The following is a 26,441-nucleotide window of genomic DNA, read 5'->3' as shown; positions in this document are numbered from 1 at the left end:
GTTGCCTCCTGCAAAAAAACATTAGCCAATTATAAGTCGTCAAAGACGTTTAGCGCATCCGTGAGCTTCTTCACGCCAAAGATTTGCATCCCTTCAGGCACTTTTTTCGGCACATTCGCTGCCGGGACGATAGCGCGGCGGAAACCATGCTTCGCAGCCTCCGAAATGCGCTCCTGGCCGCTGGGCACCGGGCGGATTTCTCCCGCCAACCCGACTTCGCCAAACACCACTAAATCCTGCGGTAACGGCCGGTCGCGCAGGCTGGAAACCATCGCCAGCAATAGTGCCAAATCGGCGCTGGTTTCGGTCACTTTGACCCCGCCAACCACGTTGACGAACACGTCCTGATCCGCCATCTGTAAGCCGCCGTGGCGATGCAGCACAGCCAGTAAAATCGCCAGACGGTTTTGCTCCAGTCCCACCGCCACACGGCGCGGGTTAGACATCATTGAGTGATCGACCAGCGCCTGAATTTCGACTAACAGCGGACGCGTCCCTTCCCATACCACCATCACCGAACTGCCGGAGGTCACTTCATCGCCGCGGCTTAAGAAAATCGCCGACGGATTACTGACTTCACGCAGCCCCTGCTCGGTCATGGCGAACACGCCGAGTTCGTTGACCGCGCCGAAACGGTTTTTATGGCTGCGCAAGGTGCGAAAACGCGAATCCGCATCGCCATCAAGCAACACCGAGCAGTCAATACAATGTTCGAGCACCTTCGGTCCGGCCAGCGAGCCGTCTTTGGTGACGTGGCCGACCATCACAATCGCCACGCCGCGCGTTTTCGCAAAACGTGTCAGATAAGCCGCTGTTTCACGCACCTGCGCCACGCTGCCGGGTGACGACTGAATATCAGCCATGTGCATCACCTGAATCGAGTCGATCACCATCAGCTTCGGCTGCTCCTCTTCGGCGATCATACAGATTTGCTCGATACTGGTTTCCGACAGCATATTGAGGTTGCCAGTCGGCAGCCCGAGACGATGCGCGCGCATCGCCACCTGCTGCAATGACTCTTCGCCGGTGACATACAACGTTTTCATCTGCTCGGCGAGCTTACACAACGTCTGCAACAACAACGTGGATTTCCCCGCACCGGGGTTGCCGCCAATCAGAATCGCGCTACCGGGCACAACACCGCCACCGAGCACGCGATCAAACTCTTTAAAACCGGTGGAAAAACGCGGCAGCTCTTCGAGACTGATATCTGCCAGCTTCTGCACTTTTGATACGCCAGCGCTACCCGCATAACCGGAAAGACGCTCATTACGCGCCACGGTGGGCGAAGCGGCAACGCGCACTTCCGTAATGGTGTTCCATGCGTGACAGGCGCTGCACTGCCCCTGCCAGCGCGGGTAATCCGCACCGCATTCATTACAGACAAACGCGCGTTTGGGAGCTTTCGCCACAATAACCTCTACTTCTTATTAATACTGCCGGAAAGAATACAAAATACGCCCATCAGATCGGCGTGGCGAATGGTGACTTCCGCCTTCTCATTCACTTTGGGTTTGGCATGAAACGCGATGCCGAGCCCGGCGGCTTTGATCATCGGTAAATCGTTCGCGCCGTCGCCAATCGCTACAGTTTGCTCAGGAATAATTTCATATTTTTCAGCCAGTTGTTTCAGCGTATTGGCTTTGAACTGCGCATCCACGATATCGCCCAATACATGGCCGGTGAATTTACCGTCCATGATCTCAAGTTCGTTGGCGACTGCCGCCGTCAAATGCAGCTTGTCGCGCAAGTAATCGGCAAAGAAAGTAAAGCCGCCCGAGGCGATAGCCACTTTCCAGCCTAATGTTTCCAGCTTCAACACCAGTTGCACCAGCCCCGGCATTAACGGCAGTTTTTCCCGCACTTGCAGCAGAATATTGGCGTCAGCGCCTTTCAGCGTCGCCACACGGCTGCGCAGGCTGGCGGCAAAATCGAGTTCGCCGCGCATCGCCCGTTCGGTCACTTCCGCCACCATTTCGCCGGTGCCGGCAAGTTTAGCGATTTCATCAATGCACTCGATTTGAATGGCGGTGGAGTCCATGTCCATCACCAGCAGCCCTGGCGAGCGCAGATGCGGGATTTTCCCCAGCGGGGCGACGTCCATACCTTCGTCGTGCGCCAGGCGCGTCGCGCGCGGCGTCAACGAACCCGCCAGACGAAGAACCTGATAATCGTCAACGCTCCACGCGGCAACAATCACCATTGCTGCACCCAATTTGCGCTGATAGGTCGTCAGACGTTGCTTATCCAGATTACGTGCGTACAGCAGCCAGCCACTGCGACCAGCGTGATAGTCCAGAGGCATTACCTCATCACCACTTAAAGAGAGCGGCAATCCCGGCCACTGAGAAACATCATCGGGCAGATCGCACCAGGTCAAACTGTTAAGCATTAAAGCTCCTGTAAAAACGTTCGCGCCAGAAAGCATCGGAGGGGAAAATAACGCATGAGGCTACCTTGTAACCAGCGCTTCTGGCAACATTAAGCCTCAAATTTTCAACAGGTGGAATATGGCTCGCGCAAAACTTAAATTTCGGCTGCATCGCGCCGTAATCGTCCTCATCTGTCTGGCACTGCTGGTCGCGCTGATGCAGGGCGCGTCCTGGTTCAGCCAAAACCATCAGCGCCAGCGCAATCCGCAGTTTGAAGAGCTGGCGAGAACGCTGGCGCGCCAGGTGACGCTGAATCTCACGCCACTGATGCGCACCGAAACCCCGGACGAAAAACGGATCAACGTCGTGCTGCGCCAGCTTACCGAAGAGAGCCGCATTCTGGATGCCGGGGTGTACGATGCGCAAGGCGATCTGATTGCGCGCTCCGGCGAAAGTATTGATGTGCGCGACCGGCTGGCGCTGGACGGCAAAAAAGCCGGCGGCTATTTCAACCAGCAAATTGTTGAGCCGATTCAGGGAAAAAGCGGCCCGCTGGGCTACCTGCGCCTGACGCTGGATACGCACACGCTGGCGACAGAAGCCAGGCAGGTGGATAACACCACCAATATTCTGCGCCTGATGTTGCTGCTGTCGCTGGCTATTGGCGTCGTGCTGACGCGCACCCTGTTGCAGGGCAAACGCACGCGCTGGCAGCAGTCGCCGTTTTTGCTGACGGCCAACAAATCCGTACCGGAAGAAGAAGAGCAGCAAAAGAAAGAGTAGCTCTGACCGCTACCGGTAAAAATTACAGGTTACAGAAAGGAAATCTGCTATGTCGACGCTTCGTCTGCTTATCTCTGACTCGTACGATCCCTGGTTCAACCTGGCGGTGGAAGAGTGCATTTTCCGCCAGATGCCCGCCACGCAACGCGTACTGTTCTTATGGCGCAACGCGGATACGGTGGTCATTGGGCGGGCGCAAAACCCGTGGAAAGAGTGCAATACCCGCCGCATGGAAGAAGATAACGTGCGGCTGGCAAGGCGCAGTAGCGGCGGCGGCGCGGTATTCCATGACCTCGGCAATACTTGTTTCACCTTTATGGCGGGAAAGCCGGAGTACGACAAAACCATCTCCACGGCGATTGTGCTTAATGCCCTGAATTCACTAGGCGTTACCGCAGAAGCCTCCGGGCGCAACGACCTGGTGGTGAAAACGGCGGAAGGCGATCGTAAAGTGTCTGGTTCAGCCTACAGGGAAACCAAAGATCGCGGCTTCCACCACGGCACGTTATTGCTGAATGCCGACCTCAGCCGTCTGGCCAATTACCTCAATCCGGACAAGAAAAAGCTGCAAGCCAAAGGCATTACGTCGGTGCGCGGGCGCGTGGCGAATCTGGTGGATCTGCTACCGGGCATTACCCATCAGCAAATCTGTGAAGCGATCACCGAAGCCTTCTTCGCTCACTATGGCGAGCGGGTCACGGCGGAAGTTATCTCGCCAGATAAAACCCCGGACTTACCCAATTTCGCCGAAACCTTCGCCCGCCAGAGTAGCTGGGAGTGGAACTTCGGCCAGGCACCGGCATTCAGTCATCTGCTTGATGAGCGCTTTACCTGGGGCGGTGTGGAACTGCATTTTGACGTGGAAAAAGGCCACATCACCCGTACGCAGGTGTTTACCGACAGTCTGAACCCCGCGCCGTTAGAAGCGCTGGCCGCACGTTTGCAGGGCTGCCTCTACCGTGCAGATATGCTGGCGCAGGAGTGTGATGCGCTGTTAGTCGATTTTCCGGAACAGGAACAAGAGCTTCGCGAACTTTCCGCATGGATTGCCAGCGCGGTGCGTTAGCCTCCCGGTGGCCTGATACCGTCATACTAATCAGGCCTGAATACATTCGCCCGTCGACAAAATATCCGTTTCACCGGAGCTTCCTTTACCGCGCATGTCAGGTGCTATATGACGAAATCCTTCAGTGATATACGCATCATGAATAGATACTCAGGGAAAATCATTAGCTTTATATCTATGAATCGAAAGGAAAAAAGAAACGATGTATTTAGAAGTGAATAGATAAAAAAGGGCAGAGAACCTGCCCTTAGAAAAGATACTTACGCTTTATCGCCCAGCAGGACAGATTCCAGCGCAATTTTGATCATGTCGTTGAACGTGGTCTGACGCTCAGCGGAAGTGGTCTGCTCGTGCGTACGAATATGGTCGGAAACGGTGCAGATGGTCAGCGCTTTCGCACCGAACTCCGCCGCTACGCCGTAAATGCCCGCCGCTTCCATTTCCACGCCTAGGATGCCGTATTTTTCCATCACGTCGAACATTTCACCGTCCGGGGAGTAGAACAGATCGGCGGAGAACAGGTTACCCACGCGCGCGTCTACGCCCAGCGCTTTTGCCGCATCAACCGCGTTACGCACCATGTCGAAATCTGCAATCGCCGCGAAATCGTGGTCTTTGAAACGCATACGGTTCACTTTGGAATCGGTGCAGGCCCCCATACCAATAACGATGTCACGCAGTTGCACGTCCATACGTACCGCGCCGCAGGAGCCGACACGGATGATTTTTTTCACGCCAAAATCGGTGATCAGCTCTTTGGTGTAAATGGAGCAGGACGGGATCCCCATGCCGTGGCCCATAACAGAAATTTTGCGGCCTTTATAAGTACCGGTGTAACCCAGCATGCCGCGCACGTTGTTCACTTCGCGGTAGTCTTCGAGGAAAGTTTCCGCAATATGTTTTGCACGCAGCGGATCGCCCGGCATCAACACTACGTCAGCGAAATCGCCCATTTCTGCATTAATATGTGGGGTAGCCATCGTCAATTCCTTTATGTCATTGTCGTTGAAACAGAAAGGGCGGGAAGCTCCCGCCCAAAATCATCAGAACATGGCCTTGCCATATTCCATATCAGAAACGCCAAAGTACCTGGCGATCGTCTGACCAATATCCGCAAAGGTGTCACGGTGACCCAGCGAACCCGGTTTCACTTTCGGGCCGTAAACCAGCACAGGAATGTGCTCGCGGGTGTGGTCAGTGCCTTTCCAGGTCGGATCGCAGCCGTGATCGGCGGTAAGGATCAGAATGTCGTCTTCGCCAACCAATTCCATCAACTCTGGCAAACGGCGATCGAACAGCTCCAGACCACCTGCATAACCGGCCACATCGCGACGATGACCCCATGATGAGTCAAAATCGACGAAGTTGGTAAAGACGATTGTCTTATCACCGGCTTCTTTCATCTCTTTGATGGTGGCGTCAAACAGCGCATCCAGACCGGTGGCTTTCACTTTTTTGGTGATGCCGCAGTTGGCATAGATATCGGCGATTTTACCGACCGAAACCACGTGGCCATCTTTCTCTTCGACCAGTTTTTGCAGCACGGTGGCTGACGGTGGTTCCACGGCCAGATCATGGCGATTACCGGTACGCTGGAAGTTACCAGCTTTATCGCCAACAAATGGGCGCGCAATCACGCGGCCAATGTTGTAGCCGCCTTCGGTCAGCTCTTCACGCGCGATTTCGCACAGCTCATACAGCTTGTCCAGACCAAAGGTCTCTTCGTGGCAGGCAATCTGGAACACCGAGTCGGCAGAGGTGTAGAAAATCGGCTTGCCGGTTTTCATGTGCTCTTCGCCGAGCTGGTCAAGGATCACCGTACCGGACGAGTGGCAGTTGCCAAGATAACCCGGCAGATTAGCGCGCTTCACCAGCTTATCCAGCAGTTCCTGCGGGAAGCTATTCTCGGTGTCGCTAAAGTAACCCCAGTCGAACAGCACCGGCACCCCGGCGATTTCCCAGTGGCCTGACGGCGTATCTTTCCCGGAAGAGAGCTCATGCGCCCATGCGTAAGCACCGGTGATTTCCGCCTTGGCGTCCATCCCGGCAGGAATAAAACCTGTTGCGCCTTCGTGCGCCTTCGCCAGACCCAGACGGGTCAGATTGGGTAAATTCAGCGGGCCTTTGCGCCCGGTGTCGGCTTCACCTTTCGCGCAAACTTCAGCGATGTGACCGAGGGTATCGGAACCCACGTCGCCAAAGCGCTCCGCGTCTTCGGTCGCGCCGATGCCGAAAGAGTCCAGCACCATTATAAATGCACGTTTCATATGTTCTCCGTACCTTGTGCTTTGTAAAAAAGCGATCAGATCAGTATACCGCTATTCAGTAATGCGGCGATAGACCGTCGGTGTCTCTTTTGGTGCGCTGTCGCCCATCGAAATAGCCGCTTTCACCGCCTGCGCAGCCTCTTGCCAGCTGGCTTCGTCTTTGGCATGGATAACCGCCAGCGGGCGTTGACCATCAACGCGTTCGCCCAGACGCACCATATCGGTAAAGCCGACACTGTAATCAATAGTGTCCGACGCCTGGCGACGACCACCGCCCATCGACACCACCGCCATGCCCAGCGCGCGCGTATCCATCGCCGTGATAAACCCTTCATCGTCGGCATATACCGCTTTGCTGAGCGTCGCGGTAGGCAGGTATTTGGCGTAGTTTTCCACGAAATCGTGCGGCCCTTTTTGCGCCGCAACCATACGACCAAACACCTCAGCCGCTTTACCGTTATCCAGCACCGCTTGCAGCTTCGTCCGCGCGTCGGCGTCATCTTTCGCCAGTTTGCCGGAGATCAGCATCTCCACGCACAGCGCCATGGTGACGTCAAACAAGCGCGGATTGCGGTATTCGCCGGTCAGGAACTGCACCGCTTCGCGTACTTCTACCGCGTTGCCCGCACTGGAAGCCAGCACCTGATTCATATCGGTCAGCAGCGCGGTAGTCCGCACGCCAGCGCCGTTGGCAACGCCAACAATCGCTTCCGCCAGTTGTTCAGAGAGGGCGTAAGTCGGCATAAAAGCGCCGCTACCCACTTTGACGTCCATCACCAGCGCATCGAGGCCTTCCGCCAGTTTTTTGGCGAGGATAGAAGCGGTGATTAACGGAATAGAGTCCACCGTCGCGGTGATATCGCGGGTGGCATAGAAACGTTTATCCGCCGGTGCCAGCGAATTGGTCTGGCCGATAATCGCCACACCGACATCCTTAATAATCTCGCGAAAACGGTTATCTTCCGGGAAGATATCAAAGCCCGGGATCGCTTCCAGTTTGTCGAGCGTGCCGCCAGTATGACCAAGGCCGCGCCCGGAAATCATCGGAATGTAGCCGCCGCAGGCCGCCACCATCGGGCCGAGCATCAATGAGGTAACATCGCCCACGCCGCCGGTCGAGTGTTTATCCACCACCGGGCCGTTTAGATCGAGCGGTTTCCAGTCCAGAACGGTGCCTGAATCCCGCATCGCCATAGTTAGCGAAACGCGCTCCGGCATCGTCATATCGTGGAAGAAAATGGTCATTGCCAGAGCAGCAATCTGCCCTTCAGAGACGGCGTTATCGCGTATTCCGTTGATAAAGAAACGGATTTCTTCATCACTCAGCGCGAGACCATCGCGTTTTTTTCGAATAATTTCTTGAGCGAGAAACAAGGTAACCCCCTGAGGAATAAAGCCGGAAAATCCATTGAGGCCGGGTAACAATACGCTACCCGGCAATGACAAATTAATAGCTGCTTGCGCTCTTACCGTCGCCGTGACCCAACGCTTTCAGTAGGCTTGCCAGCAGGCTGGAAGCGCCAAAACGGTAGTGACGGGCATCGGCCCAATCGGCACCAAACAGGTCGTCGGCAATAGCGAGATACTGCTGCGCATCTTCCGCGCTACGTACGCCACCTGCCGGTTTAAAACCAACGGTTTTCTCAACGCCCATATCGCGAATCACTTCCAGCATGATGCGCGCGCTTTCCGGGGTCGCGTTTACCGGCACTTTACCGGTCGACGTTTTAATGAAATCTGCACCGGCTTTAATGGCGATTTCAGACGCTTTACGGATCAGCGCTTCTGTTTTCAGCTCACCGGTTTCGATGATCACTTTCAGCAGCACGTTCGCCGCCGCGCAAGCCTCTTTACAGGCTTTCACCAGTTCAAAACCCACCTGCTCGTTACCGGCGATCAGCGCGCGGTACGGGAACACCACATCAACTTCGTCCGCGCCATAAGCAATGGCGGCGCGCGTTTCGGCCAGCGCGATGTCGATATCGTCGTTACCATGCGGGAAGTTGGTCACGGTTGCGATACGCACATCCGGCGTACCTTGCGCGTTCAGGGTTTTGCGCGCAATCGGGATAAAACGCGGATAGATACAGATGGCGGCGGTGTTGCCCACCGGGGTTTTTGCCTGATGACACAGGGCGATGACTTTCTCGTTGGTGTCATCATCATTCAGGGTGGTCAGGTCCATCAGTTTCAACGCACGCAGGCTGCTTGTCGTTAAATCACTCATATTCTCTCCGACGGCATAATGCCGGTTTTCTGTTCGGGTTTGTTAGTATTTTAACATCAACCCATATTCACACTTCGACACCCATCACAGTTAATGAAAACCAAATGCACGTTTGCAAAACCATAATGGGACATTGATCAAACTTTTAAATTCACATCAGTAATGATTGCGCTGACAGGGGACAGGATCAAAAGTGACAAACAACAGGCTCCGTACACTCAACGCCATCACTTAAGGAAAGAAGAGGAACGATGATGTCCCCGTCTGTTGATCCTTCATTGCTGTCACACTGCCAGCAAATTGTTACCAGTCCAACGCTCACACCGGAACAAAAGCGCCACTTCCTGGCGCTGGAAGCGGAAAACGCCCTTCCCTATCCGGCGTTGCCACAAGCGGCACGCGCAGCACTTGATGAGGGCGCCATTTGCGATATGTTTGAGGGCCACGCCCCCTACAAACCGCGTTATGTACTGCCGGATTACGCCAAGTTTCTCGCTAACGGTTCTTCCTGGCTGGAGTTGGAAGGGGCAAAAGATCTCGATGATGCTCTCTCGTTGCTGACGATCCTCTACCACCATGTTCCATCAGTAACATCAATGCCTGTCTATCTCGGCCAGCTTGATGCCCTGCTACAACCATATGTTAGAATTCTAACACAACAGGAGATCGATATCCGCATAAAACGTTTCTGGCGCTACCTCGACAGAACGCTGCCAGACGCCTTTATGCATGCCAATATTGGCCCATTCGATACCCCCATCACGCGTGCCATTTTGCGTGCGGATGCAGAACTCAAGCAGGTTGCGCCAAACTTAACCTTTATCTATGACCCGGATATTACGCCAGACAACCTGCTACTGGAGGTGGCGAGTAATATCTGCGAGTGCAGCAAACCGCACATCGCCAACGGTCCGGTGCATGATAATATTTTCACAAAAGGTGGCTACGGCATTGTGAGTTGCTATAACTCTCTGCCGCTGGGCGGTGGCGGCAGTACGCTGGTACGCCTCAATCTGAAAGTGATCGCTGAACGCAGCGCGTCGCTGGAGGACTTTTTCACCCATCAGTTACCGCACTATTGCCAGCAGCAAATAGCAATTATCGATGCCCGCTGCGATTTTCTGTATCAACAATCCGGTTTCTTTGAGCATAGCTTCCTGGTGCAGGAAGGGCTGATTTCTGCTGACCGTTTTGTGCCCATGTTTGGTATGTATGGGCTGGCAGAAGCGGTCAATACGCTGTGCGAAAAAGCCGGTATTGCCGGGCGCTACGGCAATGATGAGCAGGCCAACGCGCTCGGTTACCGCATCAGTGAACAACTGGCGAGCTTTGTGGCAAACACGCCGGTAAAACACGGCTGGCGACAGCGCGCCATGCTCCATGCGCAATCGGGCATCAGCTCCGACACCGATACCACGCCAGGCGCGCGGCTACCTTATGGCGATGAACCGGATCCGATTACCCATCTGCTCACCGTCGCACCGCATCACGCGTGGTATCAAGCCGGGATCAGCGATATTTTGACCCTCGATGAAACGGTGAAACGCAACCCACAAGCGCTTGTCCAGCTCTGCCTTGGCGCGTTTAAAGCTGGCATGCGCGAATTCACCGCTAACGTAGCCGGTAACGATCTGGTTCGCGTCACCGGTTATATGGTGCGCCTGTCGGATCTCAAGAAATTCCGCACCGAAGGCTCACGCACCAATACCACCTGGCTGGGTGAAGAGGCGGCGCGTAACACGCATATTCTGGAACGACAACCCCGCGTGGTCAGCCATGAACAGCAGATGCGCTTTCGTCAGTAAAATCCTCCCGTTCTCCTGCGTGGACGGACCAGGCAGCCGACTGGCGCTGTTTTTACAGGGCTGCAATATGCGCTGTAAAAATTGCCATAACCCGTGGACTATCGGGCGCTGCAACCACTGCGGCGACTGTGTAGCGGGTTGCCCACAACACGCGCTCTCCTTCAATGGAGGGCAAGTGCAATGGAACGCAACGCGTTGCGAACAGTGCGACACTTGCCTGCGCATGTGCCCGCAGCACGCCACGCCGATGGCGCAGAGTATGACGGTTGAACAGGTTGTGGCGCAGATCCGCAAAGTGGCGCTATTTATTGAAGGCATCACTGTCAGCGGCGGCGAAGCAACGCTACAACTACCGTTTCTGCATGCGCTGTTCTGTGCATTGCGCCATGACGCGCAACTGCGCCATTTGAATTGTCTGGTGGACAGTAACGGCCTGCTCAGTGAAACCGGCTGGCGTAAGCTGTTGCCGGTCTGCGACGGCGCAATGATCGATCTCAAGGCCTGGGATAACGCGCGGCACCGTTTTCTCACCGGACGGGATAACGTGCAGGTGAAAGCCAGCCTGCGGCTACTGGCGGCAGAGAAGAAATTAGCGGAGTTGCGCCTGCTGGTGATCCCGGAACAGAGCGATTATCTGGCGCATATCGATGCGCTGACAGCCTTTATTCATCAACTCGGCGAGGTGCCGGTGCGCCTAAACGCTTTTCATGCCCATGGCGTGTATGGCGAGGCGCAGACATGGCGCAACGCCACGCCAGAAGATGTGGAACCGCTGGCGCAGGCGCTACAGGATCGGGGCGTGAAAACCGTGCTGCGCCCGGCGCTATATCTGTAGCGCAAAGAGCCGCTGCGTATTTTCCAGCAGCGCGTGCGCGATGACATCCGGCGCTTCGCGGCGTAACTCGCATAATATGTCGAACACTTGCGCAGCCCGCTCAGGCCGATTGGGCTGGCCCTGAAAACCATTGAGCGGCATATCCGGCGCATCCGTTTCCAGCAGCAATGCAGAAAGCGGCAACTGCGCCATTACGTCACGGGTTTTACTGGCGCGCGGGTAGGTAATGGTGCCGCCCACGCCGATGCAATAACCCAGCTCAACAAAGCGCTGCGCCTGTTGCAGGCTACCGGCAAAACCATGCACCACGCCACGGCGGGGTAAATCATGTTTTTTTAAATGCATCGCCAGCTTGTCATGCGTACGGCGTGAATGGAGGATCACCGGCAGTTCAAAGCGTTTTGCCAATTTTAGTTGCGCGTCTAACATCTGCTGTTGACGCTCAAACTGCGGATCGTCGCGGTAAAGATCAAGGCCAATCTCCCCTATCGCCACCACTTTCTCGGGTTTCGCCGCGAGTATCTGTTCGAGCTGTCGCAGGCTTTCCTCACTGTGTTCTTCAATCACTATCGGATGTAGCCCGAGCGCGGCGTAGAGTGCGGTATGCTGGCGTGCTAAGTGGCAAACACGCTCGAAATAACGAGCGGCGATCGCCGGAACAATAATGCGCTCCACGCCAGCGTCGCCCGCACGGGCGATACTCGCAGCCTCATCGCCGGTAAAAGGCGGGAAATCGAAATGACAGTGGGTGTCGATAAAGCGGAAACTCACGCCGTATCCTCTTTATTGATGGGTAAATCGTTGGCCTGCACGACGCTGACCAGCGGCGTATCCAGCGCGTCGTTGGCCACCGCGGCCGGTGGAACAACACGCGTCGCAGGCGTAATAATCGGCGAATGGCGCACCAGCGGCGGGGTTTCCGCCAGCAATTTTCCCACCGTCGCCAGGAAATAGCGCCCGCACAAACGCCCGATTTTATAATCCTCGCGTAGGGCCGGTAAACGACTGCCCAGCGCCATACTGTTCAGCAACTTAGGTGGATAAATTTCAAAGATACGCAGTTTGCCCGGCGGCGTTTCAATAAAGCGTTGGATCGCCAGGTAACTTTTCTCATGGTGCTGCACCAGATTGATTAAGGATTGAAGGCTGCTCTCTCCCAGCCAGCGTTCCATTCGTTTGAACCACTGGGGCGTGTAGTACATTTGTGACGGTACGGTACGGATCACCACAATCGTGTTCGCACCGCGTTTTGCCGCCTCCTGCACCGGAATGGCATCACTGACACCGCCGTCGAGATAATTAATGCCATCAAGCATCACGCCCGGACGATAAAAACCGGGGATCGCACTGGAAGCACGAATCAAATCGAGCCATGTCTGGTGAGTAGGGGAAAAATAGGCTGCGGAGTAATCATCCTGCCGACAGGCGCACATATAAAACGCTTTGCCCGCATCAAAAGCCCGCGCGGCGTAGTCCATTGCCAGCGGCATCTGGCTTGAGGTTGATTCTACCAGCCAGTCGAGATCGATAAGGTTGCCACCGCGCACAAAGCGCACCGGATTGAAAAATTCCCGCGACGTGGTGTAGCGCATTATCACTTTACGTGCGTAGCCTGGTTGATTGCAGACATAAGCGGAAAGGTTTTGCGCACCGGCAGAACTGCCGAAATAGAGATCGAAAGGATTAAATTCTGCACGCATAAATTCGTCCAGAACCCCGGCGGTAAAAATGCCTCGCTGTCCACCGCCCTCGCATACGAGTGCAAGACGACCCGGACGAAAGGGTTTTAACGCCAGCGGCGCGATGTTGCCGAGCGTAACGGGAATATGCTGGCCCACTCTGCTTTCCTTATTGATGCGCTGAATATCTCAAAGTAGCGCACTTTTCCCGCAGCCGAAACAGCAAAGCCAGTCACAAGGACTGGCTTTAATGTAACCGAAATTTAAGCGTGTAATACGCTATGGACGCCGACGACCCATAAACAGGCTGACGAGGAACAGGATAATACCGACGATAAAGACAATTTTCGCGGCCCCTGCTGCCGTACCCGCAAGACCACCAAAGCCCAGTGCGGCGGCAATTAACGCGATAACCAGAAATATAATGCCCCAACGAAACATAAAACTCTCCTTTACCATAGTTAATTTCAACCGCTTAAGGTGAGCGCTCAGGATGCCCACCGGCGATGTTTTTCCTGGTACGTGCTTGTCATACCCGGTTTGCACCGGGTAGTGACGTTTTCAGGATTAGTTACTTCACTTTGAGATCGTTCTTCACGCTTTTAACGCCGTCGATTGCTTTGGCGATACTTTCAGCGCGTTCACTTTGTGCTTGTGAATCTACGGTACCGGACAACTGCACCACGCCATCGGTGGTTTCAACCTTCACCTTACGGGAAGGGACAACATCGTCGGCCAGCAGTTTTGCTTTGATTTCACTGGTTGTTGCGGTATCACCCGCATAACCTTTCATGGTCTTGTTTTTGCCGTCACGCACATGCAGCTTATCGCTCACAGAAGCCACGCCCTCGACGCCTTTCGCGACGGAGACGGCTTTTTCTGCCTGCGCCTGGCTTTCAACAAAGCCGCTCAGCGTGACCACTTTTTTGTCCGTTTTCACGGAGATATCAGTGCTTTTAATGTCTTCATGATCCACCAGCGCCGCTTTGACTTTCGCGGTGATGGTGCTGTCATCCATGAAACCACCGACTTTATTCATTGAGCTATCGATTGATTCCCCTGCACTGGAAGCAGCATTTTGCGCTTTGTCGGTGGTAGTCTCCGCAGCGAATGCGGAACCACTTGCCAGAACAGAGCCCAGCATTACGGCCAGCAGAGTTTTGGAAATAGTCAGTTTTTTCATAGTCATCGATGTTCTTCCTGTTGGTTTGCCCACTATTTGGGCCACAAGCAGCAACGCGTGCCGCTCTACTGCTGTGGTGAAAACCACCCAATTCAGCAACTGATGGCGCGTTTACAATCCCGTCGCACATCGCGCTAAAGCAGTTGTTAATATTCCTTTGTGAAGAAATGAATGGATAAAAGACTCTACTTCACGCATTGAACAGGACTTTTACCCACCCGATTTGTCATCACTTTGTTAAATATAGATCACAATCGACAAAAATCATGGTCAGGTGGGTGAAAAACGAACAAATGGAGGCGAAATGACGGGTTTTAAGAACAATCCGCAAGGGGCTAATTAGACAGGAGAAGTGACAGAGCACGGCGTAAACCGTGCTCTGCAGAAGGATTAATGCTCGCGAGTTTTGTGGAAAGTGACTTCCGGATAGCGTTCCTGCGTCAGATTCAGGTTTACCATCGTTGGGGCGATGTAGGTCAGGTTATCACCGCCATCGAGCGCCAGCTGCATTTCGTTCTTACGTTTGAATTCCTCGAATTTCTTCACGTCAGTACTTTCAACCCAGCGTGCTGTCGCCACGTTCACAGACTCATACACCGCTTCCACGTTGTATTCACTCTTCAGACGGGAAACCACCACGTCAAACTGCAGCACACCCACCGCGCCGACAATCAGATCGTTGTTAGCGATGGGGCGGAACACCTGCACCGCGCCCTCTTCTGAAAGCTGAACCAGGCCTTTGAGCAGCTGTTTTTGCTTCAGCGGGTCACGCAGACGGATCCGGCGGAACAGCTCTGGTGCGAAGTTCGGAATACCGGTGAACTTCATCATCTCGCCCTGAGTGAAGGTGTCACCAATCTGGATCGTACCGTGGTTATGCAGACCAATAATGTCACCCGGGTAGGCTTCTTCTACATGCGAACGGTCGCCAGCCATAAAGGTCAGCGCGTCAGAGATAACCACATCTTTGCCGGTGCGCACCTGGCGCAACTTCATGCCCTTTTCATAACGACCAGAAACCACGCGCATAAACGCCACGCGGTCGCGGTGTTTCGGGTCCATGTTGGCCTGAATTTTAAAGACAAAGCCGGTGAATTTATCATCATCTGCTTTCACTTCACGGGTGTCTGTTTTCCGCGGCATTGGCGCAGGCGCCCATTCCACCAGACCATCCAGCATATGATCAACACCAAAGTTACCCAGCGCGGTACCAAAGAAGACCGGTGTGATTTCGCCGCTCAGGAACAGCTCTTTATCGAACTCGTTCGATGCGCCCTGCACCAGCTCCAGCTCATCGCGCAGCTGTTTCGCCAGGTCTTCGCCCACGGCGTTATCCAGATCCGGGTTGTTCAGACCTTTAACGATGCGCACTTCCTGGATAGTGTGACCCTGCCCTGTTTGGTACAGGTAGGTTTCATCTTTATAGAGGTGATAAACGCCCTTGAACAACTTACCGCAGCCAATCGGCCAGGTAATCGGCGCGCAGGCGATCTTCAGCTCGTTTTCCACTTCATCCAGCAGCTCCATCGGATCGCGGATGTCACGGTCAAGTTTGTTCATAAAGGTCAGGATCGGCGTATCGCGCAGACGAGTAACTTCCATCAGCTTACGGGTCCGATCTTCAACCCCTTTTGCCGCATCGATAACCATCAGGCAGCAGTCCACCGCCGTCAGAGTGCGGTAAGTATCTTCGGAGAAGTCTTCGTGCCCCGGGGTATCCAGCAGATTGACCAGGCTGGTTTTATACGGGAACTGCATCACGGAGGTGGTAATAGAGATACCACGCTGCTTTTCCATCTCCATCCAGTCGGATTTTGCATGCTGGCTGGAGCCGCGGCCTTTTACCGTACCGGCGGTTTGAATCGCCTGTCCGAACAGCAGCACCTTTTCAGTGATGGTGGTTTTACCGGCATCGGGGTGCGAGATGATAGCGAACGTGCGGCGCTTTGCTACCTCTTGTAAATAAGGAGACAACGTCATAATGAAATCTTCTGTGTAATTGCGCGGCCTGAGGCCTCGCGATGAAATACGAAAAATGCGGCTATTGTACTCAACGGCGGAGTGCAGACAATCAATGTTTACACAGGAGTTGCTCCAGTTCGTTCAGGGACGTGACGGTCCAGGTCGGGTTGATGCCTTCAGGCAGCGCGCGATCGTGCGCATTCAGCCAGCAGGTCGAAAGCCCGGCGTTAATGCCGCCCAGAATGTCGGATTCAGCCGTATCGCCAACCATCAGCACGCGCGCACGATCCGGGTTACCCGCTTTTTGCAGCGCGTAATCAAAAATCTTCGCATCGGGCTTCGCCACGCCGACTTCTTCGGAAATCACTAATAAATCAAAAAAGTCGCGAAGGCCGGTGCGCTCCAGGCGAATTTGCTGCAAGGCAGTGAAACCGTTAGTGATGATGCCGAGTTTCGCCTGGCCTTTGAGGCTGTTCAGTAATGATACAGCGCCGGGCAGCGGCGCGCAGATTTCGGCCATCGCATTCAGAAATGCGTCGTTAAGCGAACCGGCGGGAACGTTCAGGCGTTCAGACCAGCTCTGAAAGCGCTGGGTCTGCAACTGCAATGCGCTGATGGCACCGTTCTGGTAATCCACCCACAGCGGTTTGTTAACCGATTGATATTCTGCAAAATCCTGATCGGTGAATGTCACGCTATAGTCAAGAAACATCCGTTGTAAGCCACCAAACGCATCAAAGGTAAACAGCGTTTCGTCAGCATCAAAGAGTATCCAGTCCCATTTCATTACATCACCTTTTTAAATTGCTAAAGCCATCACTATCGCGTCTTCACGCCCATTGGCAGTGGGGTAATAGTTACGGCGAATGGTCGCTTCGTTAAAACCTAAACTTTCGTACAGTGCAATAGCGCCAACATTAGAGGCGCGAACTTCCAGCCACAGCGTCAGCACGTCGCGCACTTCCAGTTCATGAATCAGATGTTCCAGCAACTGGCGCCCCAGCCCTTTACGCTGCCAGGCCGGATCAACGGCGATGTTAAACAGCGTGGCTTCGTCGAGCACCACCTGGGTAATGGCAAATGCAGCCATTTCATTTCCGACCATCAGCCGATAGTTGAGATAGCGTTCTCCCTGATTGCTGGCCAGCGTTTTTTCGCTCCAGGGGAAGGCATGCGCCTGTGTTTCTATTTGATATGCGCGGGCTAAATCAGCCGTGCTGAGGGAAGAAATCGTGTTCATGTTCGCAGATTTGTTGCCATAACGCGGCGCGAGCCGCAGGGTTTGTGCGTAGCTCATCGACCATCGGCGTCGCTATCTGAGCGCCCGCCAGCGCCTGCTGCGCTTCAATACCCAACCACCAGCTGTTGCACTGGCTTTCGGGCGGTAACATGGCGACGCGATCGGGCGTCAACTGGAGAACTTGATCTTCCGTCACGGTTAGCGCGCGCAGCACGTCGCTGACCAATGGATCGCTCAGCGTCGGCAATGTTGGTGAAACCATCACCAACCGGATATGCGCAGGCAGCGAAATAGCAATTTCGCCCTGCAGCGCAGCCGGGCGTCGCAAGGTCCACTGGGTAATGCCCAGTTGCTGTAATTGCCAGTCGCGTCGGGAAGTCATCGTGAAACACTCCTGTATCAGGCGCGCAAATATAACAAACTCGACGAAATTGCGCCATCAACACGCAGCCAGTAAAGAGGCCGCGCGAAAGATAACGGGCATACACAAAATCATTCACACTGCATCGCGGCGGCAAGAATGAGGCTCCCCAGGAGCTTTCATAAGTAAGTGACTGGGGACGAAGACGCAGCCAACAAAGAGGCAGTTTGAAGGATAACGTGTATACACAAAATCATTCACACTGCGTCGAGGCGGCAAGAATGAGGCTCCCCAGGAGCTTACATAAGTAAGTGACTGGGGGACGAAGACGCAGCCAACAAAGAGGCAGTTTGAAGGATAACGTGTATACACAAAATCATTCACACTGCGTCGAGGCGGCAAGAATGAGGCTCCCCAGGAGCTTACATAAGTAAGTGACTGGGGGACGAAGACGCAGCCAACAAAGAGGCAGTTTGAAGGATAACGTGTATACACAAAATCATTCACACTGCGTCGAGGCGGCAAGAATGAGGCTCCCCAGGAGCTTACATAAGTAAGTGACTGGGGGACGAAGACGCAGCCAACAAAGAGGCAGTTTGAAGGATAACGTGTATAATCGCCGCCTGAATTTAAAGAGGAACCATTCATGTCTGCTTATACCCCGGCAAGTGAAGTCTTGCTGCGCCACAGTGACGATTTCGAACCAGGCCGTATTTTATTTGCCGGCGATTTGCAGGATGACCTGCCCGCTCGCCTGGACACCGCAGAAAGCCGTGCCTGGACGCAACAATTCCATCAGTGGCAGACCTTAAGCCAGCAGATGGCTGAACACGCCCGTTATAGCCTGGTGGCCGATAGCGAGACCGTCGGCGACAGCGACACGCTTATTTATTACTGGCCGAAAAATAAACCGGAAGCCCTGTTTCAGTTGATGAACCTGCTGTCGCTGCTGCCGGTAGGCACCGATATTTTTGTGGTAGGTGAAAACCGTAGCGGTGTGCGCAGTGCCGAGCAGATGCTGGCTGAGTTTTGTCCGCTGAATAAAGTCGATAGCGCCCGCCGCTGTGGGCTGTATCACGGTCGTCTGGAGAAGCAACCGACGTTCGATCCGAACAGTTTCTGGGGCGAATACACGCTGGATAATCTGACGATTAAAACCCTGCCGGGCGTATTTAGCCGCGACGGTCTGGATGTCGGTAGCCAACTTCTGCTGTCGACGCTTACGCCGCATACCAAGGGGAAAGTGTTGGATGTGGGCTGTGGCGCGGGTGTGCTCGCAACGGTACTGGCCAGCCACTCGCCGAAAGTGCGCCTGACGCTGTGCGATGTTTCCGCCCCGGCGGTAGAAGCCAGCCGCGCAACGCTTGCGGCGAACGGTTTTGAAGGTGATGTTTTCGCCAGCAACGTCTTCTCCGAAGTCACGGGCCGCTTTGATATGATCATCTCCAATCCGCCATTCCATGATGGTTTGCAAACCAGCCAGGAAGCCGCGCAAACACTGATTCGCGGTGCGGTACGCCATCTGAACAGCGGCGGCGAGCTGCGCATTGTTGCGAACGCCTTCCTGCCTTACCCGGACGTGCTGGATCAAACGTTTGGTTTCCATGAAGTCATCGCGCAGACAGGTCGATTCAAAGTGTACCGTACGGTAATGACGCGCCAGGCGTTAAAGTAACCCGCAGGCCCGGTGGAATCATTCATCGGGCAAATTTCACTACCTCGCCACGCCGCGTCCATTTTTACAGCGATCAGCCTCAGTCTGTGCAATTAACTATTGACGAAAAGTTGAAAACATCTAGAATGCGCCTCCGTGGTAACGATACTTCAAGAGTATCGATGGTATGCGAAGGTGGCGGAATTGGTAGACGCGCTAGCTTCAGGTGTTAGTGTCCTTACGGACGTGGGGGTTCAAGTCCCCCCCCTCGCACCATAAACCACGTTGATATTGCTCGCACTGTGCGAAGGTGGCGGAATTGGTAGACGCGCTAGCTTCAGGTGTTAGTGTTCTTACGGACGTGGGGGTTCAAGTCCCCCCCCTCGCACCAACGAGGCGATATCAAAAAGTAAGATGACTGTGCGAAGGTGGCGGAATTGGTAGACGCGCTAGCTTCAGGTGTTAGTGTCCTTACGGACGTGGGGGTTCAAGTCCCCCCCCTCGCACCAGATATCTTATTCTCTCCCTGAATCACTCCCTGCTACACCATCATCTTTAAATTCATCAGCATCATTGCGCCAACCAGTGCAACGCCTGAAGGCAATAAAATAAAATGGCGTAAACGCTTATGGTAAAGCATGACGGGTGTCAGTAATAAGCCCAGAAAAATCACCATTCGCCACGCATTGACTGATAAATCCGCCAACATCAGCACAGCAACAATCACTCCAGGCAAGACAATTCCCCAGCCACTTCCCAGCGCTCGCTGCAACATGGTTTCATCTCTCAAATCGATAATGATAACCAATATCATATGATATCTTTTCTCAATTGTCAGCCAGCGGCCATACGGTCGTATGAAGATTACTCATCATCTAATGACAGTCATTCAGGAAGGTGATAAATTAAGCGCTGCTTAAATCTAAATCCAAATCACTAATTTTTCGCAATGACAGTTTCATTGCGTTACTTCTTTTTTCTTTTGACTCATAGCGCAGTAGTATATTGCGGATAAATAACGATTTTTAGGTATGACATTACAAACCTGGCAATCTCTATGTAATAAGAGATATCGATTGTCCCTACGACTCTTTTTACTGCTCAACGCAATCTCAGCTTTGTTCTCTATTGCTCTGCCGCTCTACAATCAGCGCGCGTTCACGTTTCCCGTATGCGCTATCTTCGCGGCGAGCATTGTGCTGCCCGTCTGGCAAAAGTGTTATCCAAAAATAAAAATCAATATCACATTCATCTCCCTTATATTTGGCTGCTTGTGGGCATGGCATGTGATAACCAAAGTCAGGTTACTCAATGACAACGCCTCCACCTACCTGCTTATTGCCTTGCTAAGTGTGCTTTTTATCGGCTCGATCGCTTTTTCAAATAACATTGTCGCCTTTTTGCTGCACTCTTTGCCCGTATTCGTGACATGTCTGTGGTTGAACGAAGGAGAAAGCGCAATCAGGCTTATTTACACCTTTGCGTTACCGGTGCTGGGCATCTCTATCCAGCATGCGATCCAAAAACGTAATGATAGTTTTGCTCTTGCGCTGATGAACCGCCTGATGCAGGAGCGCAAAACGCTCAACGATCTAAGCATGCTTGACCCGCTAACCGGCCTGTATAACCGTCGTGGTTTGCAACACAAACTCAATAATTTGCTGGCCGTCGATGAGAGCTCGCGTTTCGTCCTGCTGCTCGATATTGATCACTTCAAAGCCTATAACGACCACTACGGCCATATGATGGGCGATCAGGCGCTTATCCGCGTTTCTGCCGCTTTACGCGACGCTGTACGCTCCCGTGATATCGTCGCGCGGTTTGGCGGCGAAGAATTTATGATCCTGCTAAATAATGTCGATGTCGAACAGGCGCGCCTTACCGGAGAGCGCATTCGTCAGAAAGTGTACGATTTAAAAATCCCACATATGTTTAACGAAAGCGTCGCCACGAACGTCACGATCAGCATCGGGATTGCGCCACTTGTCGACCACGATATTGATGCGGCGCTTTCGCTCGCCGATAAAGCGTTATATGAAGCCAAACATTTAGGTCGTAACAACATTCTCGTGAGTGGCGAGCTGCAAGTCGCTTGAGGCGTGGTTGACGCTAACTTTACGATAAAATTGTTGCTATCGATTTTACCTCTAGCTAGGATTGGCAATCATTATCATTTAGATTTCCTATCGGCTGGCGCTATGACTTATCGCACCGCATCGATCACCGAAAACATTATCTGGCGAAGCCGACTCACTGATGAGCGCGATTCGCTGGCGAATGCCATGCGGGGAACTATCGCCAGCACTCGCGAATATTTGCTCGATTTTATTCGACTGAATGAACCCGCGCCGTATACGGCAATGACGCTGGCTGAGTGGTCACGCCCTGCGGCATTGCAGTCACTTATCGCTACCTACTCCGATCATATTTACCGTAACCAATTAACGCAGCCGCGTGAAAACAAACCGTTGCTGTCGCTATGGGCGCAGTGGTATCTCGGGTTGCTGGTGCCGCCACTATTATTGACGTTGCTGACGCAAAAAAACGCCATTGACCTCTCCCCGGAACATTTTCATGTCGAGTTCCATGAAACCGGCCGCGCCGCGTGTTTCTGGATTGATGTGCAACGGGATACTAAGTTGTCGTCATATAACGATGCACAGCGGATTTGTGCATTAACGACACAGGCGATGCTCCCGGTTGTGCAGGCGCTGGAAACCACCGGCGATATCAACGGTAAACTTATCTGGAGCAATACCGGTTATCTGATTAACTGGTGCCTGGGGGAACTCATCGCAAAACTAGGTGAAACGCGTGTCGCCGCGCTTCGCCAGCTTTGCTTTTTCGAAAAGCAGCTCGCTGACGGCAGTGATAACCCTTTGTGGCGCACAGTTGTTCTGCGCGACGGCGCGCTGGTACGTCGTACTTGTTGCCAGCGCTATCGCCTGCCGGATGTTCAGCAGTGCGGTGACTGTACGCTGAAATAAGGAGAGGGCGATAAATCGCCCTCTTCGTTTTTATTCGACACTATCACGCAACCTGCTTATCTTCCTCTGCGCGTTGTGCCTCTTCTGCTTCCTGTTCCAGCAACTGTTTCTCATACACTTTGAAGAACGGGTAATAAATCACCGCTGACACACAGGCCAGCAGAACGACAAGAATCGCCGCGCGGAAATCCCAACCTAACGCCCATGCCCCGCCAATCGGCGCTGGCGCTGTCCAGGGCACGACCGAAATGACCCGACCAATCAGATCCAGTTTCATTGCCGCCCAGGCAATAATCGCATTAAGAGTCGGAGCCAGCAGGAATGGGATAAAGAACACAGGGTTCATTACAATGGGAGTACCGAAAATAACTGGCTCGTTGATGTTGAACAAACTCGGCACTACGCTCAAACGCCCGATCGAACGCAAATGCACCGAGCGGCTACGCAAGTAGCAGAACACCAGCCCCATGGTCGCCCCGGATCCGCCAATAACAATAAAGAAAGTCCAGAACGCTTCCATAAAGATATGCGGTAACGGCGCACCTTGCGCCAGCGCGCTCTGGTTAAGCCCGAGGTTTGTTAACCAGAACATCTGCAGCATCCCGGAAACAATCGCCGCGCCATGGATACCGGCAAACCACAACAAATGGCCGATGAGCACCGCCAGTAAAATCGCGGGCAACGAGTCCGCCGCCGCAACCAGTGGTTTAAACAGCGCCATAATGGCTTGCGGGATCAGCATATTGAACTGCGTCTGAATGAGCAGACTCAGCGGATAAAGGGTAAGCACCACGACCAGAACCGGGATCAGCAAATCAAAAGAGTTTTTGATCATTGGCGGCACCTGGTCAGGCAAGCGGATACCTATATTGTGCGCTTTCAGAAAACGCATCATTTCCACGCAGTAAATAGCCACCAGGATCGCGGTAAAAATACCGGTACCGCCCAGGCTATCCACCGGTAATGTGCCGTTGGTTTTCGGCGCGGCGACCAGTAAAAACGCCATCAGTGACAGCATCGCGCACATAAATGGATCCAGCTGATGCGACTTCACATAATGTTTACCGAGGTTGTAAGCAATCGCCGCACAGATATAGATAGACATAATGCCCATCGTCATATCAAAAGGCGTAAGGATCCGCCCTTCATACTGCTTCGCCAGGTCCAGCCATGTACGGGCAAAACCCCAGGTCGTGTCTGGCGAAAATGGAGGGTAAGCAAACACCAGCAAGAATGAGCCCACAATCATAAACGGCATCGCAGAGATAAAACCGTCGCGAATCGCCATAACATGACGCTGGGAAGAGATGCGTCCGGCTACCGGACTGACATAATTTTCTATAAACCGGAAAATAAGATTAAACGCAGCATGGTTGGCAGACATAGTAGATCTCCTATCAGGCTAACAAAGTAAGCGCATCAGCAACCGTTCTGCCGTGCAGCGATCCATGTTTTTGACGTGAAACCATGCAGGTTTTCGAACCAGCATTACAGCAACGTTGAGTAGGTTTCATAGACGGCTCTTTTTAATTTTATGAACAGAGGGAAATGACAAAATGAGTATTAACCCGGCTTGTTAACACTGCAACCGGTTACTGTAACCGGTTTCCGCGATTGTGAAGAGGATCGAGAATCTGGCAGTAAGATGTTTGTTATGTCCGGTTATTTACATGCATAACAGGCTTGTGACAGATTAATGGCGGTCATTTGCTGGAGAACATCATGAGTTTGCAGTCCGTGCGGCAGTTCTTTGCCGATAACGCCCCCGACATCGATATTATTGAACTTAACCAAAGCACAGCGACTGTGGCACTGGCCGCCGCCGCGCATAATGTCGAACCAGGGCAAATCGCAAAGACGCTGTCGTTAAAAGTAAAAAACGAAGTGATATTGGTCGTCGCGAAAGGTGATGCTCGCCTTGATAATAAAAAACTAAAAAATACCTTTGGCGCGAAAGCCCGGATGCTAAGCAGTGACGAAGTTGTCACCATTACCGGTCATCCAGTTGGTGGTGTCTGCCCGTTTGGTCTGGAAAACCCATTACAGGTGTATTGTGACGTGTCGTTAAAACGCTATCAGGAAGTGTTACCGGCGGCGGGAGCGATTCACAGCGCGATTCGTATTTCTCCCGACAGAATGGCAGAGTTAACCCGCGCGAAATGGATTGATGTGTGTCTGTAATTGCGTAACAAAGCGCCAGGCAGAACCTGGCGCCAGTTCCCAAAACCCCTTTTACATTAATTCAGACGCAGCGCGCGCGCAGGGCGGCTTCCATGTCAGAATATCCGCCGCATCAAGCAAACCGACATCTGATGTGACCCCCAGCTTTGCCATCGCGTTGAATTTATGCGCCCGAATCGTTTTCACATTACGATCCAGCTGCGATGCAATCTCGGCAACAGAAAAACCCCGCGTCATATAGTTCAGAATTTCCCTTTCTGTCGGGCTGAGCATACGACACTGGCTCACATACCAATGATTAATCATGTTTTCGTTAATGCGCCGCGTTTCACCAAACAACGTGACCAACTCCTCCAGTAGCACAGCAAGTGGCGATGATTTACTCAATATCCCGTGCAACCGTGAGGGTGAAAGATGCCCAACCAGCCGTGCTTCACGGTTATCTCCCGCTAATACTATGCGTTGCATTCCTGGATGAGAAAGGGAGAGTAAATGCAGACACATCAGGCATTCCAGCCGCTCTTTCCGCTGACCAAAAAGGGAATAGATGACGGAAAAAAACGAAGTCTGTTTCAGCGCCTGCCGAAACGCCGAATGGTCTTTAAAAAAATAAAATCGATAGTGATTAATAGCAGATTCATCAAATAAATGTCGTAGGCCCTCCCCGCTCATTATGCATTTTTCTATGATGGCAATATTTCCCTTCTTCCTGGTATTTTCCATTCATTATGTTCTCCGTCCGCTGTACCAAAATCCAGCTGTTTCATTCCCTGGCTGCTATTAATCCATGTATACAAATCTGCGTTACTACGTAGTGATAACCGCCGCATTGCGCTATTCTTTTGCGCACTGACTGTCTTATTACTTTTTTTAAGCAGTGTGGCGATTTGATTAATCCCCCACCCTTTTCCGAGGAGACGTAACACTTTTCGCTCAGACAACGTTAACATTGCGTTCGAAAAAGAATTGTCGTTGTGTTTATGCCATCCTGAAGTCAATAAGGTTTGGCTAATATTTTCAACATCCTTATGCCCATTACGAATGGCGTCAATTACACCCTCGATCGGTTCCACATCCGCAAGCAATGTCGTTTTGGGCTGCATAAGAAGCTCAGCTGCCACAGGATAGAGGCTGCGCGAGACGAAGAATAGCCAGCGTGCGTTATCGCATTGAGGGAACAGTGAATAATATTGCTGACAGCTTTTTCTGGCATAACGCTGTTCCCCCGATAAATCAGTGATTATCAATCTGGCACATTTTAATTTAAGCGGTGCAACCTCTTCCACTGATGAATAATAATTGAGTGCATATTCTGGGAAATGCCGCTCAAGAATGCCGCCAATCCCGACCCTAAGTACCGGCGTTTTGCTGATGATAATCCCCTGATTGCCGTCTTTCGATAGCATAAACCCTCCGCTTCCATTTGCGCGTTCTATCAACCTTATTTATAAGTATTTACTCAGTTAATACTCATATTGCGTAAAGTAGCAACACCGTTTTGATGCAGCCACCATAAAATTGGCACAATTTATGAATGGCGATAAATATAATGTACTGAATTATAATATCCACAAGTAGCGTGTCAACATTACACAATGCGTATTAAAACATCCGATTCATTATTAATAATAAAATAAGAAATTTAAAATAGCCCGAACATATAGAGATAAGGGAAAAAAAATTATCTTAAATAATATATAAGATCTTATTAACGCTAACTTCATCATTATTCTCAGCTAAGCAGAAAAAAATCTGCTGTTTCTTTTCCGTTATTACTTCATTCTTAACACGCGAGAAGATCTCCTTTTGAACACGAACAAGCGTGATTTAATGCACAAT

At 52.7% G+C, this 26,441-nt stretch carries 26 protein-coding genes and 3 tRNA genes; 11 read left to right on the top strand and 18 right to left on the bottom strand.

The genetic code is table 11. The features are described from left to right. Positions 1 to 29: 29 nt before the first annotated feature. Positions 30 to 1,412: a DNA repair protein RadA gene (gene radA, locus ACFX4U_RS14725; protein ID WP_305737154.1), complete on the bottom strand. Its 1,383-nt coding sequence runs from the start codon at positions 1,410 to 1,412 to the stop codon at positions 30 to 32. Positions 1,413 to 1,420: 8 nt separating this feature from the next. Continuing rightward, positions 1,421 to 2,392 carry a phosphoserine phosphatase gene (gene serB / locus ACFX4U_RS14720; protein ID WP_305737155.1) on the bottom strand — a complete coding sequence of 324 codons (972 nt, stop codon included), beginning with the start codon at positions 2,390 to 2,392 and terminating at the stop codon, positions 1,421 to 1,423. Between the two features lie 118 nt (positions 2,393 to 2,510). Here serB and ACFX4U_RS14715 point away from each other — a divergent pair, with 118 nt between their 5' ends. Continuing rightward, positions 2,511 to 3,155 carry a YtjB family periplasmic protein gene (locus tag ACFX4U_RS14715; RefSeq protein WP_017457846.1) on the top strand — a complete coding sequence of 215 codons (645 nt, stop codon included), beginning with the start codon at positions 2,511 to 2,513 and terminating at the stop codon, positions 3,153 to 3,155. Positions 3,156 to 3,204: 49 nt separating this feature from the next. Further along, the gene (gene lplA, locus ACFX4U_RS14710) at positions 3,205 to 4,221 is read left to right on the top strand and encodes a lipoate--protein ligase LplA (RefSeq protein WP_086870396.1); all 1,017 of its coding nucleotides are present in this window, start codon (positions 3,205 to 3,207) and stop codon (positions 4,219 to 4,221) included. 260 nt (positions 4,222 to 4,481) lie between these two features. Here lplA and deoD read toward each other — a convergent pair whose 3' ends face one another. The 4 genes from deoD to deoC form a co-directional block, all read right to left on the bottom strand. Next, positions 4,482 to 5,201, bottom strand: coding sequence for a purine-nucleoside phosphorylase (deoD, locus tag ACFX4U_RS14705; RefSeq protein WP_017457844.1), 720 nt, complete (start codon positions 5,199 to 5,201; stop codon positions 4,482 to 4,484). A 63-nt stretch (positions 5,202 to 5,264) separates the two neighbouring features. Next, positions 5,265 to 6,488 (bottom strand): phosphopentomutase, encoded by a 1,224-nt coding sequence (gene deoB / locus ACFX4U_RS14700; protein WP_305737156.1) that lies wholly within the window; start codon positions 6,486 to 6,488, stop codon positions 5,265 to 5,267. Positions 6,489 to 6,539: 51 nt separating this feature from the next. Continuing rightward, positions 6,540 to 7,862 (bottom strand): thymidine phosphorylase, encoded by a 1,323-nt coding sequence (gene deoA / locus ACFX4U_RS14695; RefSeq protein WP_313509055.1) that lies wholly within the window; start codon positions 7,860 to 7,862, stop codon positions 6,540 to 6,542. A gap of 73 nt (positions 7,863 to 7,935) precedes the next feature. Continuing rightward, a complete protein-coding gene (deoC, locus tag ACFX4U_RS14690; protein WP_313509057.1) occupies positions 7,936 to 8,715 on the bottom strand; it encodes a deoxyribose-phosphate aldolase in 780 nt (259 codons plus the stop codon). Between the two features lie 254 nt (positions 8,716 to 8,969). Between deoC and ACFX4U_RS14685 the strand changes: the two genes are divergently transcribed. After that, on the top strand, positions 8,970 to 10,520 hold the full coding sequence (locus ACFX4U_RS14685; RefSeq protein WP_380218402.1) for a YjjI family glycine radical enzyme: 1,551 nt from the start codon (positions 8,970 to 8,972) through the stop codon (positions 10,518 to 10,520). Further along, complete coding sequence (locus ACFX4U_RS14680; RefSeq protein ID WP_313509059.1) at positions 10,492 to 11,355, top strand: YjjW family glycine radical enzyme activase; 864 nt, start codon at positions 10,492 to 10,494, stop codon at positions 11,353 to 11,355. Before ACFX4U_RS14685 ends, ACFX4U_RS14680 begins: the two co-directional genes overlap by 29 nt. Here ACFX4U_RS14680 and ACFX4U_RS14675 read toward each other — a convergent pair. The 8 genes from ACFX4U_RS14675 to ACFX4U_RS14640 all read right to left on the bottom strand — a co-directional run bounded on the left by ACFX4U_RS14675 (position 11,344) and on the right by ACFX4U_RS14640 (position 17,801). After that, positions 11,344 to 12,126 (bottom strand): TatD family hydrolase, encoded by a 783-nt coding sequence (locus ACFX4U_RS14675; RefSeq protein WP_305737159.1) that lies wholly within the window; start codon positions 12,124 to 12,126, stop codon positions 11,344 to 11,346. The genes ACFX4U_RS14680 and ACFX4U_RS14675 overlap by 12 nt on opposite strands. Further along, positions 12,123 to 13,193, bottom strand: coding sequence for a patatin family protein (locus tag ACFX4U_RS14670; RefSeq protein ID WP_313509063.1), 1,071 nt, complete (start codon positions 13,191 to 13,193; stop codon positions 12,123 to 12,125). Before ACFX4U_RS14670 ends, ACFX4U_RS14675 begins: the two co-directional genes overlap by 4 nt. 120 nt (positions 13,194 to 13,313) lie before the next feature. Next, positions 13,314 to 13,475, bottom strand: coding sequence for a DUF1328 domain-containing protein (locus ACFX4U_RS14665; protein WP_007373037.1), 162 nt, complete (start codon positions 13,473 to 13,475; stop codon positions 13,314 to 13,316). A gap of 130 nt (positions 13,476 to 13,605) precedes the next feature. Further along, entirely contained in the window at positions 13,606 to 14,223 is a 618-nt protein-coding gene (gene osmY / locus ACFX4U_RS14660) for a molecular chaperone OsmY (RefSeq protein ID WP_020456462.1), read from the bottom strand. Between the two features lie 384 nt (positions 14,224 to 14,607). Beyond that, positions 14,608 to 16,197: a peptide chain release factor 3 gene (prfC, locus tag ACFX4U_RS14655; protein ID WP_313509069.1), complete on the bottom strand. Its 1,590-nt coding sequence runs from the start codon at positions 16,195 to 16,197 to the stop codon at positions 14,608 to 14,610. Positions 16,198 to 16,288: 91 nt separating this feature from the next. Further along, positions 16,289 to 16,966 carry a pyrimidine 5'-nucleotidase gene (gene yjjG / locus ACFX4U_RS14650; RefSeq protein ID WP_313509071.1) on the bottom strand — a complete coding sequence of 226 codons (678 nt, stop codon included), beginning with the start codon at positions 16,964 to 16,966 and terminating at the stop codon, positions 16,289 to 16,291. A 12-nt stretch (positions 16,967 to 16,978) separates the two neighbouring features. After that, positions 16,979 to 17,419 carry a ribosomal protein S18-alanine N-acetyltransferase gene (gene rimI / locus ACFX4U_RS14645; protein ID WP_200552726.1) on the bottom strand — a complete coding sequence of 147 codons (441 nt, stop codon included), beginning with the start codon at positions 17,417 to 17,419 and terminating at the stop codon, positions 16,979 to 16,981. After that, positions 17,388 to 17,801 (bottom strand): DNA polymerase III subunit psi, encoded by a 414-nt coding sequence (locus ACFX4U_RS14640; RefSeq protein WP_313509077.1) that lies wholly within the window; start codon positions 17,799 to 17,801, stop codon positions 17,388 to 17,390. The genes rimI and ACFX4U_RS14640 overlap by 32 nt, the downstream gene beginning before the upstream one ends. Before the next feature lie 625 nt (positions 17,802 to 18,426). Between ACFX4U_RS14640 and rsmC the strand changes: the two genes are divergently transcribed. The 4 genes from rsmC to ACFX4U_RS14620 all read left to right on the top strand — a co-directional run bounded on the left by rsmC (position 18,427) and on the right by ACFX4U_RS14620 (position 19,943). Further along, positions 18,427 to 19,455 carry a 16S rRNA (guanine(1207)-N(2))-methyltransferase RsmC gene (gene rsmC, locus ACFX4U_RS14635; RefSeq protein ID WP_305737163.1) on the top strand — a complete coding sequence of 343 codons (1,029 nt, stop codon included), beginning with the start codon at positions 18,427 to 18,429 and terminating at the stop codon, positions 19,453 to 19,455. Between the two features lie 168 nt (positions 19,456 to 19,623). Further along, positions 19,624 to 19,710: transfer RNA gene (locus ACFX4U_RS14630), tRNA-Leu, on the top strand. A 28-nt stretch (positions 19,711 to 19,738) separates the two neighbouring features. Beyond that, positions 19,739 to 19,825, top strand: a tRNA-Leu gene (locus ACFX4U_RS14625). 31 nt (positions 19,826 to 19,856) lie between these two features. After that, positions 19,857 to 19,943 (top strand) — tRNA-Leu (locus ACFX4U_RS14620). Between the two features lie 32 nt (positions 19,944 to 19,975). On the opposite strand, the gene ACFX4U_RS14615 is transcribed toward ACFX4U_RS14620, so the two are convergent. Continuing rightward, positions 19,976 to 20,248 carry a DUF1435 domain-containing protein gene (locus ACFX4U_RS14615; RefSeq protein WP_313507793.1) on the bottom strand — a complete coding sequence of 91 codons (273 nt, stop codon included), beginning with the start codon at positions 20,246 to 20,248 and terminating at the stop codon, positions 19,976 to 19,978. 217 nt (positions 20,249 to 20,465) lie between these two features. Here ACFX4U_RS14615 and ACFX4U_RS14610 point away from each other — a divergent pair, with 217 nt between their 5' ends. Together ACFX4U_RS14610 and fhuF are read left to right on the top strand one after the other, a co-directional pair. Continuing rightward, a complete protein-coding gene (locus ACFX4U_RS14610) occupies positions 20,466 to 21,530 on the top strand; it encodes a GGDEF domain-containing protein (protein WP_017457829.1) in 1,065 nt (354 codons plus the stop codon). Positions 21,531 to 21,632: 102 nt separating this feature from the next. Beyond that, positions 21,633 to 22,421: a siderophore-iron reductase FhuF gene (fhuF, locus tag ACFX4U_RS14605; RefSeq protein WP_313507794.1), complete on the top strand. Its 789-nt coding sequence runs from the start codon at positions 21,633 to 21,635 to the stop codon at positions 22,419 to 22,421. 43 nt (positions 22,422 to 22,464) lie between these two features. Here fhuF and ACFX4U_RS14600 read toward each other — a convergent pair whose 3' ends face one another. Further along, positions 22,465 to 23,805, bottom strand: a complete 1,341-nt coding sequence (locus tag ACFX4U_RS14600) for a PTS sugar transporter subunit IIC (protein ID WP_289892317.1) — start codon at positions 23,803 to 23,805, stop codon at positions 22,465 to 22,467. 338 nt (positions 23,806 to 24,143) lie between these two features. On the opposite strand from ACFX4U_RS14600, the gene ACFX4U_RS14595 reads away from it, so the two are divergent. Further along, positions 24,144 to 24,602: a YbaK/EbsC family protein gene (locus tag ACFX4U_RS14595; RefSeq protein ID WP_017457826.1), complete on the top strand. Its 459-nt coding sequence runs from the start codon at positions 24,144 to 24,146 to the stop codon at positions 24,600 to 24,602. 51 nt (positions 24,603 to 24,653) lie between these two features. On the opposite strand, the gene bglJ is transcribed toward ACFX4U_RS14595, so the two are convergent. Both bglJ and ACFX4U_RS14585 read right to left on the bottom strand, forming a co-directional pair. Then, a complete protein-coding gene (bglJ, locus tag ACFX4U_RS14590) occupies positions 24,654 to 25,274 on the bottom strand; it encodes a DNA-binding transcriptional activator BglJ (RefSeq protein WP_017457825.1) in 621 nt (206 codons plus the stop codon). A gap of 11 nt (positions 25,275 to 25,285) precedes the next feature. Continuing rightward, positions 25,286 to 26,008 carry a response regulator transcription factor gene (locus ACFX4U_RS14585; protein WP_200552732.1) on the bottom strand — a complete coding sequence of 241 codons (723 nt, stop codon included), beginning with the start codon at positions 26,006 to 26,008 and terminating at the stop codon, positions 25,286 to 25,288. Positions 26,009 to 26,441 lie beyond the last annotated feature (433 nt).

It is taken from the genome of Kosakonia sp. YIM B13588, from assembly GCF_042788165.1.
Taxonomy (GTDB): Bacteria; Pseudomonadota; Gammaproteobacteria; order Enterobacterales; family Enterobacteriaceae; genus Kosakonia; species Kosakonia sacchari.
Note: the sequence above shows the minus strand (reverse complement) of the source record. Positions and strands in the feature narration are given on the sequence as shown.

Coding starts and splice junctions, on each gene's coding strand:
- ACFX4U_RS14585 (WP_200552732.1), bottom strand. CDS start 26,008: ATGCTATCGAAAGACGGCAATCAGGGGATTATCATCAGCAAAACGCCG.
- rsmC (WP_305737163.1), top strand. CDS start 18,427: ATGTCTGCTTATACCCCGGCAAGTGAAGTCTTGCTGCGCCACAGTGAC.
- ACFX4U_RS14595 (WP_017457826.1), top strand. CDS start 24,144: ATGAGTTTGCAGTCCGTGCGGCAGTTCTTTGCCGATAACGCCCCCGAC.
- serB (WP_305737155.1), bottom strand. CDS start 2,392: ATGCTTAACAGTTTGACCTGGTGCGATCTGCCCGATGATGTTTCTCAG.
- ACFX4U_RS14665 (WP_007373037.1), bottom strand. CDS start 13,475: ATGTTTCGTTGGGGCATTATATTTCTGGTTATCGCGTTAATTGCCGCC.
- deoD (WP_017457844.1), bottom strand. CDS start 5,201: ATGGCTACCCCACATATTAATGCAGAAATGGGCGATTTCGCTGACGTA.
- prfC (WP_313509069.1), bottom strand. CDS start 16,197: ATGACGTTGTCTCCTTATTTACAAGAGGTAGCAAAGCGCCGCACGTTC.
- lplA (WP_086870396.1), top strand. CDS start 3,205: ATGTCGACGCTTCGTCTGCTTATCTCTGACTCGTACGATCCCTGGTTC.
- ACFX4U_RS14685 (WP_380218402.1), top strand. CDS start 8,970: ATGTCCCCGTCTGTTGATCCTTCATTGCTGTCACACTGCCAGCAAATT.
- rimI (WP_200552726.1), bottom strand. CDS start 17,419: ATGAACACGATTTCTTCCCTCAGCACGGCTGATTTAGCCCGCGCATAT.
- fhuF (WP_313507794.1), top strand. CDS start 21,633: ATGACTTATCGCACCGCATCGATCACCGAAAACATTATCTGGCGAAGC.
- ACFX4U_RS14600 (WP_289892317.1), bottom strand. CDS start 23,805: ATGTCTGCCAACCATGCTGCGTTTAATCTTATTTTCCGGTTTATAGAA.
- ACFX4U_RS14640 (WP_313509077.1), bottom strand. CDS start 17,801: ATGACTTCCCGACGCGACTGGCAATTACAGCAACTGGGCATTACCCAG.
- deoC (WP_313509057.1), bottom strand. CDS start 8,715: ATGAGTGATTTAACGACAAGCAGCCTGCGTGCGTTGAAACTGATGGAC.
- osmY (WP_020456462.1), bottom strand. CDS start 14,223: ATGACTATGAAAAAACTGACTATTTCCAAAACTCTGCTGGCCGTAATG.
- ACFX4U_RS14715 (WP_017457846.1), top strand. CDS start 2,511: ATGGCTCGCGCAAAACTTAAATTTCGGCTGCATCGCGCCGTAATCGTC.
- ACFX4U_RS14615 (WP_313507793.1), bottom strand. CDS start 20,248: ATGATATTGGTTATCATTATCGATTTGAGAGATGAAACCATGTTGCAG.
- yjjG (WP_313509071.1), bottom strand. CDS start 16,966: ATGAAATGGGACTGGATACTCTTTGATGCTGACGAAACGCTGTTTACC.
- bglJ (WP_017457825.1), bottom strand. CDS start 25,274: ATGAGCGGGGAGGGCCTACGACATTTATTTGATGAATCTGCTATTAAT.
- ACFX4U_RS14610 (WP_017457829.1), top strand. CDS start 20,466: ATGACATTACAAACCTGGCAATCTCTATGTAATAAGAGATATCGATTG.
- deoB (WP_305737156.1), bottom strand. CDS start 6,488: ATGAAACGTGCATTTATAATGGTGCTGGACTCTTTCGGCATCGGCGCG.
- ACFX4U_RS14680 (WP_313509059.1), top strand. CDS start 10,492: ATGAACAGCAGATGCGCTTTCGTCAGTAAAATCCTCCCGTTCTCCTGC.